Source organism: Candidatus Paceibacterota bacterium, assembly GCA_035452965.1.
Lineage (GTDB): Bacteria > Verrucomicrobiota > Verrucomicrobiia > Limisphaerales > UBA8199 > UBA8199.
Genome location: DAOTCE010000001.1, coordinates 326,741 through 339,363, shown reverse-complemented (window position 1 = coordinate 339,363; position 12,623 = coordinate 326,741). Strand labels below are relative to the sequence as shown.

General features: G+C 65.8%; 4 protein-coding genes and 1 pseudogene. 2 read left to right on the top strand and 3 right to left on the bottom strand.

What is annotated here, in order from left to right; all coding sequences use genetic code 11:
• The first annotated feature begins 350 nt into the window (after positions 1–350).
• Positions 351–2,225: pseudogene (locus P5205_01280) on the top strand (transketolase).
• Positions 2,226–2,405: 180 nt separating this feature from the next.
• Positions 2,406–3,236, top strand: a complete 831-nt coding sequence (locus P5205_01275; protein ID HSA08981.1) for a Cof-type HAD-IIB family hydrolase — start codon at positions 2,406–2,408, stop codon at positions 3,234–3,236.
• 42 nt (positions 3,237–3,278) lie between these two features.
• On the opposite strand, the gene P5205_01270 is transcribed toward P5205_01275, so the two are convergent.
• From P5205_01270 to P5205_01260, 3 genes are read right to left on the bottom strand one after another with little or no spacing between them, the layout of a single operon-like run.
• Entirely contained in the window at positions 3,279–10,409 is a 7,131-nt protein-coding gene (locus P5205_01270; protein ID HSA08980.1) for a hypothetical protein, read from the bottom strand.
• Positions 10,406–11,137 (bottom strand): hypothetical protein, encoded by a 732-nt coding sequence (locus tag P5205_01265; protein ID HSA08979.1) that lies wholly within the window; start codon positions 11,135–11,137, stop codon positions 10,406–10,408. Before P5205_01265 ends, P5205_01270 begins: the two co-directional genes overlap by 4 nt.
• Positions 11,130–12,617 (bottom strand): carboxypeptidase-like regulatory domain-containing protein, encoded by a 1,488-nt coding sequence (locus tag P5205_01260; GenBank protein ID HSA08978.1) that lies wholly within the window; start codon positions 12,615–12,617, stop codon positions 11,130–11,132. Before P5205_01260 ends, P5205_01265 begins: the two co-directional genes overlap by 8 nt.
• Between the last annotated feature and the right edge of the window lie 6 nt (positions 12,618–12,623).

Genomic DNA, 12,623 nt, shown 5'->3' with positions numbered 1-12,623 from the left:
TGACTGCGACGGCAACCGCGGCTGTAACTGCCAGACGGCCGCACTTGGAAATCGCGTGCTTATTACCGACCTGATTACAACCTGAATAACACCGGATAGCATCGCTAATGCCAGGAAGAAAACAGGCCGTGAAACCGGTGCGGCTCCCGCCAATGCGCCGTCCGTGCGCGCCAAATCCACGCAGAACGCGTCCGTTTCGCGCAGGGCAGGTTGCGGGAGCACGACAACAGACTACTTCCACGACGACTGCCCGCCAATTTCTCAGGTTGATGTGAATCAACCGCCGCGATGCCGTCCAGCGCGTATATCCAGAGCGTGCCTGCTGGTTTGGAGCGAAGGATTTCTACTTTCTTTTTCGACTTTCGCGCCTACATTCTGCGCAATCCATGAACGACATTGACATTGAGAGCCTGAAGGCCATCGCGCAGCAGTTGCGGATTCATTCCATTGCGGCGACGACCGCGGCCGGCAGCGGGCATCCCACTTCGTGCTGTTCGGCGGCGGATCTGGTCGCGGCGCTGTTTTTCGGGCACATGCGTTACGACCCGAAGAATCCTCGTTACCACAACAATGACCGTTTTATTCTCTCCAAGGGCCACGCCGCGCCGCTGCTTTATGCGGCGTGGGCGGAGGCGGGCCTGTTCCCCGTGGAAGACCTGCTGAAGCTGCGCCAGCTTGGCTCCGACCTCGAAGGCCATCCGACGCCGCGCCTGCCGTTCGTGGACGTGGCAACGGGCTCGCTGGGACAGGGTTTGAGCGTCGGTGTCGGCATGGCGCTGTGCGCGCGGTTGGACGACCTGGATTACCGGACCTACGTGCTAATGGGCGACGGGGAATGCTCCGAAGGGGCGCTGTGGGAAGCGGCGGCGCTGGCGGGCCATCATCACCTGAGCAACTTGGTGGCGATTGTGGACGTCAACCGCCTGGGCCAAAGCCAGGCCACGCCGCTGGGCCACGATCTGACCGCTTACAAGAAGCGCTTCGAGGGGTTCGGCTGGCGCACGGAGGAAATTGACGGGCACGACCTGGAGGAGATTCTCGAAGTGTTGGCCGCAGTGGGTCTGGGTGCGCAGCCACTGGTTATTCTGGCCAAGACGCTCAAAGGGGCCGGGGTGTCGTTCCTGCAAGACAAGGAAGGGTGGCACGGCAAGCCGCTGTCCGCGGAGGAAGCCCAACGGGCGCTTATGGAGTTGCGGCCCACAGCCAAGACCGGTATCGGTCATCCCATTTCCGCCCCCAATCAACTGCCGGAGCCGAAGAACGCGGCGCCGGCCGGTTATCCGCCGATCACCTACAAGTTGGGGGACCAGGTCGCCACGCGCGAGGCTTACGGCAACGCGCTGCTGCGCGTCGGCGGCGCGGACCTGCGCATCGTGGCGATGGATGGCGACACCAAGAATTCCACTTTCTCGGAGAAGTTCTTCAAGCGGTTCCCAGACCGGTTCACCGAGTGCTTCATCGCGGAGCAGTGCATGGCTGGGGTGGCGATGGGTTTTGCCGCCCGCGGCAAGTTGCCGTTTGCATCCACCTTCGCCTGCTTCCTGACGCGCGCCTACGATCAAATCCGCGTGGCCGGGGTCTCGAGGTCCAACCTCAAACTCGTGGGCTCGCACGCCGGGGTGAGCATCGGCGAGGACGGACCGTCACAAATGGGCCTGGAGGATCTCGCCATGATGCGGGCGATCGCGGGCAGCACCGTCCTGTATGCCAGCGATGCCGTGTGCGCCGAGAAGTTGGTCGAGCAGATGGCCTCGCACAGGGGAATTTGTTTCCTGCGCACCTCCCGACCCAAAACGCCGGTAATCTATGGCAATGATGAAGCGTTTCCGATCGGCGGCGCGAAGGTGCTGCGCCAGTCCCCAGAGGACAAGGTGACAGTCGTGGCGGCGGGTGTGACGCTCTACGAGGCGCTAAAGGCAGCCGAGATCTTGAATAGTGAAGCAATTGGCATCACGGTCATTGACGCCTACAGCGTCAAGCCGCTGGGAAGGGATGTCATCAAGGCGGCGGCAAGGAAGACGAATCACCTTGTCGTGACCGTGGAAGATCACTATGCCGAAGGCGGGTTGGGCGACGCGGTGGCGGGCGATCTGAGCGCGGAGGGAGTAAGAGTGCACAAGCTGGCGGTAACAGAACTGCCGCATTCGGGCAAGCCGGCTGACTTGATGGCCAAGCACGGAATAGACGCCGCGGCCATCGTACAGAAGATCAGATCGCTCCTTTAAGCCGGGTACTGCACGCGCTTGAGCGCGCGGTTGGCGGGAGCACAGCGTGCCAGACCACTTGGCTTCGGCGCGATAAAGTTGTGCGATTCTATATAGGCTGCCCGGCTTTGCTTCTGACTCGAACCCCCGGAAAGGCGTGAACCAATGTCCGATTCTGACCATGAATTACAGTTCGCCAGCATGAGCGCCGGCGCCGCAATCCGACTAATCGCTCTCGATCTGGACCAAACCGTATTCGGGAACGACCTGGTCGTCCGTCCCCGCCTTCAGGGCGTGCTGGCGCGGGTCAGGAGTCTTGGCACAGCCATTACCATCGCCACCGGCCGAGACGTGAAGCTGACCTCACGATTCGCGCGCGAGATGAATGTTACGGCGCCGATTATCTGCGTGCAGGGCGGGTGCATCTACGATCATGCGCGAGAGCAGGTGCTGCGGGATGTCCGTCTGAAGCCGGAACTGCTGCCCCGCATCGTCGAAGCGGCTGATCGCTATGGTTGGAGCATCCACTTCGAGGCGTTTGATCGAAACTACTTGCCGGCCAAGTCCAGTCACCCGCCGCGCTTCTTCGAGCTGCTGCGCTACTCCAATTGGGTCAGAGTCGGGAACCTGCTCCGCGACATGCCGGAGCCGCCGCACAAGTTCATTGTCACACTTCCCCGCCCGGAGGACCGCGCGCGCATCGTTGCCGAGATGCAGGAAGCGCTCGGCCACGATGCAACGATCGTCCCGTCGCACCCCCATCTCGTAGAGGGCCTTCCCGCAGGCGTGAACAAAGGGCATAGTCTCGCCTGGCTGGCCGGCCATCTCGCGGTTGCCCAAGACGAGGTCCTGGCAATTGGCGATAGCGATGCGGATGTGCCCATGATCAAATGGGCTGGCGTTGGAGTCGCGATGGGCAACGGCTCCGCAGCGGCAAAAGGCGCGGCGGATTGGGTGGCGCCAACGCTTGAAGAGGATGGCGCGGCCGCAGCCATCGAAAGATTCTGCCTCGGAAGCCCCTCTGCCAGCTGACGGCGCGACTCACGAACGCCGCGGCACAAGGATCAGCGGCGGTTATTCACTTGCGCCGCGGCCGGCTGGGCGGAAGGAGCGGCCAGCCCAGGCGAAGGCCGCCAGGATCACCAGCGTAGCGGCGAGGATGAGGAGACGAACGCCCCACGAGGCGGCTTTGGCGGCGGTCGCGGCCAGGCGGATATGCAGTTCGGCCCACGGGTCAACGACCACCGCGCGCTTGAAGGTCAGGACGCGGCCTTGCTCCGGCATGCTGGCGCGGATGGCGGTAGGGCTGGTGACAGCGGCATCCTGCTGCTGGATGAGGCGCTCAGCCAGGCGCATATAGGCGGCGTTGTCGTCCGCGGTGTTGCGGTCAATGATATCCTTGGCGTCCTGTTGCGTGTAGGCGACTTCCTTGCGGCCGCGGAGCTCGCGCAGGAATCGTTCGCCGAGAGCGGCAGCATCCCCGGACACGGAGGCCTGGCGGACATTCAAGCCGACGAGCGCTTGTTGGAGCTTGATGTTGTGCAGCTGCACGCGGGCGTCTTCGTTGAAGGCGGCGTCGCCGGTGGAAAGGCCATAGGCGGCCTGGAAAGCGCGGCGGGCCTGCGCGGGGTCGCCCTTTTGCAGGGCGCTGTTGGCGGCAGCCATGTATTGCTCGGCTTCCTTGGTGCGCTCACGCCGCTGGCTGGCTTCCCCTTCCAGGTAGGTTCGCAGGTCAACGGAGGCAGCGCGCGAGACGGTCTCATCCTGCTGCAACTGAAGCGAGCCCGTCCAATCCTTGAGGCGCCACTTGTCGCTGAGGGAGATGCGCCAGGTAAGATTCTCCAGCGGCAGATCGAACTTGGGCGCGACGAGCGCCAGGTCGAGCGCGCGGGCGCGGGCGCGGCCGATGCGCGCGCTATAAAAGATTTCCACAGGAATGGCCTTGCCGCCGCGGGACTGCTGCTCGAGCGGAATCAGGACGCGGTCCTGCTCGCGCCAGGGCCAGACGCCACCCTGGTTGACAAAGGCGAACCAGAAGCGCGCATCCTTGGGCAGCGTGAGGTTGAGGAGGCGTTTGTCGCCGGGGATGATCTCCAGCCGCACCTGGGTAAGCATCTCGCCGTCGTCCGAGATGACCGAGGTGAAGGTGATGTTGTTGACGCGCGCCGGCAGGAGCTTGGCGGCCTCGTGGCGTTCGAGCTGCATGGGGAGCTGGAAAGCGGCCTCGACGAGGCGGTAGGCGTACTTGGCCGAGGTGGCGGGCAGGTTCTGCTGCAAGGCGCGAGGAATGCTCTGCCACTCAGTGGCCTGTAACGCGGCGGGAGGCGTGTCAATGCGCACTTGCAGGCGCCCGCCGTCCTGGATGGTGACGAACCCGCGCTGCAGGTTCACGTCGGCGGCTTGCAGGCCGCCCAGCGCCGTCTCGCTCGCGCGCTCCGGCACGGGCGTCTGGTAGGTGGCCTGGAGCAGGTAGGAGCCGATGACGCGTCTATGCAGTTTCACTTCCCACGGCTGCAGGCCATTGGTGATTGCGCCCGCCACCGGCAGAAAATCGGCGACTTGCTCCCCCTGGAAGCGAACGCCCTCGGCGTTGGTGGGCACGAGGATGTGAAACGCCTTCAGCCCGGTGTTCTCGATCTGATACTGCAGGTTGGCGGCAATCTTAACCAGGGCTTCGTTGACGGTGGCGTGCTGCAGGCTGGTCACTTGGATCCAGGGGTCAACCTGTTCGAGGCCGAGCACGAGGTTCCAAGGGGTTTGGAGCACGCGGAACGCCAGCACGCCCTTCTGGCGAATGCCTGACTTCTGCGGGTCGAGCTGCGTGACGCCGTCGCGGGTGACGACCTGGAGGCGCAAGCCCTGCTCGGGCACCAGGAGCAGCGTGCCCTGCTGTTTGCTAGCCTCGCGCAGGACCAGCTGCGGGACGGTCCAGGCGTTGGTGGCTTTCACGCCGGGGCCGGCCAGACTGATGGCGAACTTCTGCTCGCCTTCGGTCTTGCCGCGCAGGTGCAGCGTGATGACACGGCCCGCATCGCTCTTCAGCTCGGTCCAATGCGTCAACGCGGCGCCGCTGATGGACTCGACGTCGAAGCCGGCGGGCATGACGAAGCTGAGGCGGAAGATGCCGGCGCGCGTGATGTTGACGGTGGCGTCGGCCGCCAGGACAGTGCGGTCTTCGCTGAGCGAGAGGGTATCCTTGGTCTCGACGCGCACGTCGGGCTGGACGGCGGAAGCCTTCAGCGTGGCGGCGGCCTTCGTTTCCGAGTAACGGAAGGCGCGGCGCAGTGTTAGCCCGGCGATCTGCGGCTGGAGCACCGAGACCGGATACTCCGGGAAGTCCTCCAGGTTGATGGGCGAGAACGGCTCGGCGCTGACGGTGTCAAGCTGGACTTCGTTGCCGGTGGCGATGCCTAACAGGCCGATCTGCGCGGCAGCGTTGTCCACCGCCACCAGCCCGACGGTATGTTCGAAGGGGAGCGGCCCGGTGGCAACCTGGGAACGAACGAGCAGTGAGAAAGGCCGCGACTGCGCCGGGCTGAGCGTTACGCGGAGTTTGCGCGCGTCCGGGTCGAAGCGCCACAGGGAGACGACGGAGATGGCGGAATCTTTCTTGGAATCCGCCGCCGGCCGGCCTGTGCCAAGCACGTCGGTGATGGTGGTGCCGGCCGGCACGTCCAGCAGCAGCTCGCTCAGTTCGCCTTGGGCGGGGCGGATGGAAACGTAATGCGCGCCCTCGATGATCCCGCCCGCGGGCACGTAGAGCTGGGAAATCTCGGCATAGAAGACCGGCTTCTCGCGCTTGACGTCACGGCTGCGCGGTTTCCAGGTGATGCGGGCGTCGTTTAGGGGCAAGAGCACCAGGGCGGCGACGGTATTGCTGCCGGCGGTATCGCGCTGGATGGCGACGGCCTGCGGCGACAGCACGTCCACGTCAAGGTTGACAAGCGTCAAGCTGAGACGGTTGACAACGCCGAAGGGCACGGGCAGGACAATGCTGCTTTCGCTGTCGTCTTTGGCCACCGGCAACTCATACTGCACCTTGATATCAAAGACCCCAGTCTTTTCGGCCAGCAACTGCCGGGCGGCGCGGGCGCCCACGGGCGCCTGGACCAGCTTGAGAGCGTTGGTCGGATAATCCACGCGCGTCAGAACGGTAGGCTCGAAGAGGACGGGAAGCAGGTCACCCTTTTCGGCCTGCCAGCGCAGCTTCGCCGTCGCCCGCGCGAACTTATCCTCGACGCGTATGTCTTGCGCCACGGACTCTGCCACGGGCGCCACTTTCGCCAGTGGCGTGGATTTGGCGCTTGCCGCAGGGGCCGCCGCCAGGCTCACCCCGCAACAACTCAGCAGAGCCAGTCCTCCCGCCAGCAGGGCTGTAATGGCGGGCGCAGCGCCGCCGGGCGCCGCCGACGGCCGGTCAGAGAGCGGTCGGCGCGGCAACCGGCCGAGCCGGCGCAATGCGGGGATGACGACCTGCACCAACAGGAACGCGCCAAACAGACCGAGGAAGATCGTCGCGCCGTTCGGACAACGCAGAGCCGCCCAGGCGAGCAGTGTCCAACCAATCACCCAGCCCAGGGTTTTCGATCCGGGACGGTCGGTGATCCAGCCGAAGCCCCACACCGCCAACGCGAGCAGCGCGGGCCAGGCGTAACGAGCGAAGGTTAGCACCGACGGCTTGTCCGCGAGGTTGGCGACCTCGACGGTCAAGGCGCTGCCGGCCTGCTGCACAGGAGCCAGCAGGGTCACGTCGCGCGGCACGGTGCGCGAGTGGGCCTGCGCCGCTCCGCTCAGATAAACAAAGGCGACGACCGACAAGCCCAAGGCAATCAAGCCGAGGAGCGTCCCTGAGAGGTGGCGGGGGCTGAAGCGACAAGTCCCCTCCTGAACGGCCCAGCGCCACGCCAGCACGGCCAGCGCGATCAACGCCAGGCCGGCGAAGAGTGCCAGCAGCCCCTCACCGCGCTGGTTCCCCCTGAACAGGCGTGCCAGCTCTGCGAAACCCGACACGTCCGGAATCCCTCCTGCGGGCGTGAGTGAGCCGCGGCGATAGACCAGGCGCCGGCCGGTGTCGGGTTCCAGCTTCCACTCGGCGAGGGTGACGGGGGCGTTGACGATGGGCGCGGCCACGGCGACCAGCTTCGCGCTATTGGTGCTGGCGAGCTTCAGGTCGAGCATCAGCACGGCGTTGGGGTCAGCCTGCTGCGGCAGCGGGACGAGGTTAGCCTGGGCATCGGTGACCGGAACGACCGCGGCGCCGTTGACGGCCGCGGACCACAACCGCGTCCCCGGGGGCAGCGTCAGGCGGAAGTGCGTGTTGCCGCGGTTCTTGACGAAGTAGCGCACGTCGGTGAGCGCCTGGCCCTCCTTGGAAATGTGCGTGCTGAGCGACGCGCGGTCCACCACCTGGCTGAGCGAGTCGCCCTGCGCGAGCGGAGTCAGCGCCAGCTTAAGGTCGAACGGGCGCGAGGTGTAGCGATAGGCCGCCAGGATGGGCGCGTCGAAGAAGAGGCGGTATTCGGGCGGCACTTCGCCGGGTTCAAGCGGGAGCAAGCCGGGGGATACTTCGCCCGGTTTCACCTGAAACTGGTAGGCGCTGATGATGATGGTGTAGCCCTGCTCGGACTGCGCGTCGAGCGGGCGCGCGCCGGCGAAGCTGAGCGTCTCGCCCTGCGACTTGAACGGCCGCTCGTAGGTGGCCAGCAGCGCGTAAGCGCCCGCGACCGGTGTGTGCAGTTGCACGACGTAGCCGCCGTCCGCCTTCTGCCAGTTGCGGATGTCTTTGCCGGTGAACTCGACATTGGGGTATTCAGCGGACAACTCGACCTTGAACGCCGAGACGGGCGCGCCGGAGACGACGTAATTGATCAGGGTGCTCCCGTAGGCAACGCCCTCGCCGATGGAGAACAGGTTGAGCGCCTCGGCCTGGACGGTCTGCGGCAGACGCTCCACCCGGAAGGCGGCCTGCCAGGCCGGATCGCTGAGCCGGTAAGCGGTTTGGATGCCGGCGAGTTTGCGCGGGAAGAAGGCGGTGGCAATTTCCGTGAGGCCCTCGGTGCGCGCCGCCGTGAGGCGAAAGCCCGCGTCCGCCGCCACCGCCAGGCTGCCGCGGACCGACTTGGCTTTGACAACCTCGAGGCGGGGCAAGGCCCATGCGGCTTCGCCCAGCGGCTTGTTGCGTTCCAGCCGCAGCTGCACCACCTGCCGGCCGGACACTGGCTGCCCGTAGACCAGCCGCAGCTCGGCCTCGGCCTGGTCCTCCGAGTCGCGGAGGAAGTAGTCGCTGAGCCCGGAGGCGGTGAGGCGCGCGATGGCATAGCCTTTCGGCACGCGCAGCAACAGCTCGCGCAGGGGCGCTTCGCGGATATCCAGCTCGACCTCGGCGTCAATCGCCAGCTCGTTCTCGCCCAGGTGGTAGGCCAGCACTTGCGACACGCCCAACTCGGGCAGGATCTGGTCCGCCTGGACGCGCAGCGCGAACTCCGGGCCGGAGAAGCGGTAGGCGAACCGCTGGCTACCCGTCACCCGCAACGCGGCGCGCGTGGCATCGCTCTCGGGGAACTGCTCGGGCGAAATCTGCGACAGCCCGCTGGCCTGAACGACTTCAAGGCGCACCGCGCCTTCGTTGACGATGCGGAAGTAGCCGGCGAAGCGCGTGGCGCCCTCGGGCCGCAACTGCACCGCGTCCGCCGCTTGCGGAAACGCGCCCAGCGGCGTCTGCATCTGCACCTGCACGGAGAACTGGTCCTTCTGGGGCTGATTAAGCCTGAGGAGGAGCCGCCGGTCGGTCGAGTTCGGGAGGGGCTCGACATTCCAGGCGAGCACCGATTCGCCCACCACGCGCGTGACCTCGCCCGCGCCGCGCAGCCGCAGGGCCACACGGCTCAACTCGCCCTGCATGACCTTGAAGTCCACCAGCGCCACCTGCCGCATCAGCCCGGGGCTGACGGTGATCTGCGACAGCATCTCGGCGGCGTAGAAGAGTTTGCCCTCGGCCTCCGTCCGCGCCTCTTTCCAGGCCAGTTTCACCGTGCCGTCTGACGGCAGGTAGCTGGTGAAGTCGCCGCCGCGGCGCTCGGGCCGGGCGGCGCCCGGGAACTCGAACTGCGTGTCGGCAGCCAGCCCCTGCAAAATGATCGGCTGCAGCAGGCTGGGGGCGATGCGGAAATCAACTGAATTCCACGCGTCCTTGTGGCCGACGGCCGCGTTGAACTTGAGCTGGATGGGGAATTCGCCCGGGCCGTCGAAGATGAGCACGAGGCGGTCCTGCTCGGCGCGCACGCGCCAGCCGGGTTGCGGTTCGAGCTCGGTGAGCGCGACGCCGCCCGCCAGCAGAGTCAGCGAGGCGCCCTGGGGATTCTTCACCTGCGCGGTTGCCGAGAAGGAAAACGCGGCGGCCTGGTCGCTGAGCTGGCCGGTGAGCCTGAAATTTCGCAGCACCACGCGCCGTGCTTCCGGGTCGGCGGAGGTTATCCTCAGCGGCAAGGCGTAGGCCGCGCCCTGGAACCGGAAGGCGAGCGCCGCCGACTCGTCGGGCCTGACGTCGCCGCGCAGAGGTTCGGGGAGGAACTTGAGCTCGATGGGGATCAGGCCGGAGATGTCGCCAGGCTGGACGTCGAGGCCGGACGCGGGCTCGACTTTGATGTAGCCGCTGAAGAGCGCGGGTTGCGCGGGGGTAAGGGTCAGCGGCGTGAGCGGGCTGGGCCAGTCCTTGAATTCCCGGTCCGCGATAATGGTTACGGCCAGCTGGGTGAGAGGCTTGTCGGCTTTGCGGGGTCGCAGCACCAGGCTGCGCACGCCGTTGGTTTCGAGGCGGATGCTCCAGTCCGCCAAGGCCGCGCCGGTCACCTGGCGGATTTCGCCCTCGCCCGAAATCGTGAGCGGCAGTTCCTTCGGTTCCCCCGCGAGGATGTCGAAGGTGGCGGCGATGGAATCGGTAAGCTTGTCGCGGGTGATCTTGATGGAATGCTGGAGAACGGTTGCAAATACGGCTTTCTCCTGGCCACCGGGCAGGCCCTTGAGGTCGGCCTCGATGACCAGCCGGGCCTTGCCGTCTTCGAGGCCGCCGTTGAGGGAAAGGCTCTTGACCTCGGCACTGGTGTTGGCGGCGGCCAGTCCGGTACCGGCCGGCGCGAAAGCCAACAGAAGCGACAGCAGGCAGGCGTGCTTGAGGTGGAAGTGCAAGGAAGCGATGGGAGTTTTCATTTGGAGGTCGGTTCAGGGTGTTGGGATGCCGGTGTAGCTGACTTGGTTTGGCGTTTCGCTGCAAAATCATCAATTGCCGCCACTAACGCGGCATTCTTCCCTTCCGACCGGAAGGCGGCCGAAACCGCGGCTTTTACCTCTACCGAGGGCGGAATCCTCAAGGTCTTCAAATCAATCGCCTTGTTACCTACGTGAAGCGCCAGCGTGGGCGGGTGGGCTTCGGGTGGCTTGCGGAAGCGGTGGACGCCGAATACCCGGACGCCTGGCTCCCCTTCTTCCAGGTGCTGGTACCACTGATCTATCCGCTTTTGGCTGCCGATGGAAAACACGGCAGCCGCACCATTGCCTTCGTCCAGCACAGTGGTAAATCCCAGTCCTCTCGGCTCTTTGTCCGGATACAGGAGGACCTGGACCTTCGCGTGCTTGATCGCAGCCAGCTTCTTGAGCAGGCGGTTAACGTCGTTGGTGCCGCGCACCTGGAAGGCGTAATGATTCACATCGTTGGGCCATTCCGAGAACCAGGGGTTCCATCCTTCGGTGCGCAGCGGATCGTTGACGAGGTCGAGGACGCCCTCCGGCCAGTCGGGTTCAGCGGCAACCGGCTTGCCGGGCCAGGCCACCTGGTCGGTGCCCGACATCGCAGGCGCGGTGGTGGACGTCAGCGCCAGCACACCCAGGGCGGCGAGCCAGCTCCGAATTCGGCAATTCGACCATCGAGGATTATTCATAGATCACCTTCACTTCTGCAGGAGCGCCGGGAGCCACAGTGACGATCTGCTCCGGAGCGTATTGCCGGTCCGAATTGCACGGGTTGGGGTGGCTCCTGATGCGATATTCGCCCGGCGGCACATGGTTGAACTCGAAGGTGCCGTCGTCCTTCACCTTGGCGCTGCCGCTCCACAGGCCGATCTTCGAGCCGCCTTTGGGCTCCACTTCAACCAATATCTCATTGCCCTCGTAGCGCGACAGGGCGCGGCCTTCCTTGCCCGTCACGCTGATGCGGATCGCCCCCGCGCGGCTCAGACGCACCTGAACCTCCGCGCCCGGCACATCGTGGATGGTGAACAGGTCGCTGAAGTGATAACCGTCCGCCGCGGCGCGCAGTTGAACGTAGCCCGTCGGCAACCCGGTCAGCGCAAAGCGCCCGTCCGCGTCGGTCGTGACTCCCGGTTCATCCGGCCCCTTGTAGCCGAGGCCGTTCAGGGCCATGACATTGGCGGGGGCCACCCGGACGTCCTTGAGCGGCTTATCCTCCGTGTCGGTCACCCGGCCCTCGAGGACTGCGGCCCTGGCCAGCTCGACGGTGAGTTGCTTGCAGGTGCGCTCGCCGAGGTGCTCGCGACGCAGCATGCGGGCCGCGTATCCATCGGCGCCGAACGTGAGGCGATAGTTCCCGGCGGGCAACCGGGTGATTTCCACGCGGCCCGTGGCGTCGCTCGTTGCCTCGGCGACCTTCTCGGGAACCGCCGGCCGCCCGTACATGGTGTCATAGATGACGGCCACAACCACCCGCGCGCCCGCCACCGGCTTGCCCGTGGCCATGTCGTAAACGTCGGCGCGCAGGACCGCGCCGCCGCCCGGACTGACGGCAGAAGCGGCAGCCCGCTCGTCCCGCACGTTGAGCCCGGCGGGCACCTTGACCTTCGCCCAATCCACGCCCCCGCCGCCGACATAGACGTCCAGCCGGGGCGGGTCCACCAGCCGGCGGAACTGGGGCTGGTCCGCCGCGTCCACGCTCCTGGGGTTGTTGAACAGGCGATGCCAGTTCGCCGGCACCCACACATTAAACGTCCAGTCGGCTGGCTTCTTGAGGACGCCGTCCTCGTGGGGGCCGTCGTGAACGACGAGCTCCAGCGCCGGCGCGCGAATGGCGGCGAACGCGGCCAGCGCCTCCTGGAAAGCGGCTGTGTCACCCTGATATAGGAAGTGCCAATCGCCTCCCCCGAACGGCGGGCCTTCCCACCAGCCAACCCGCGATTCAAGGTTGGCAACGGCCAGCGCCCCCTCCGGCCAACCCCGGTCGTGGACCTCTTTGTTGCCGCTGCCGGTCATGATCAGCGCCGAAGCCGGGAAGCAAGCCAGCCAGATCAGGCCGGCCAGCACCCACCCCGCGAGGGCAAGCGTCCTCGCGGGCCCGACCCGCGCCCTGAAACCCTGAACCTCCTCTGCGGCGCTGGAGATGGAGATTACGGTAGTAGTTGATTTCATTTTGAC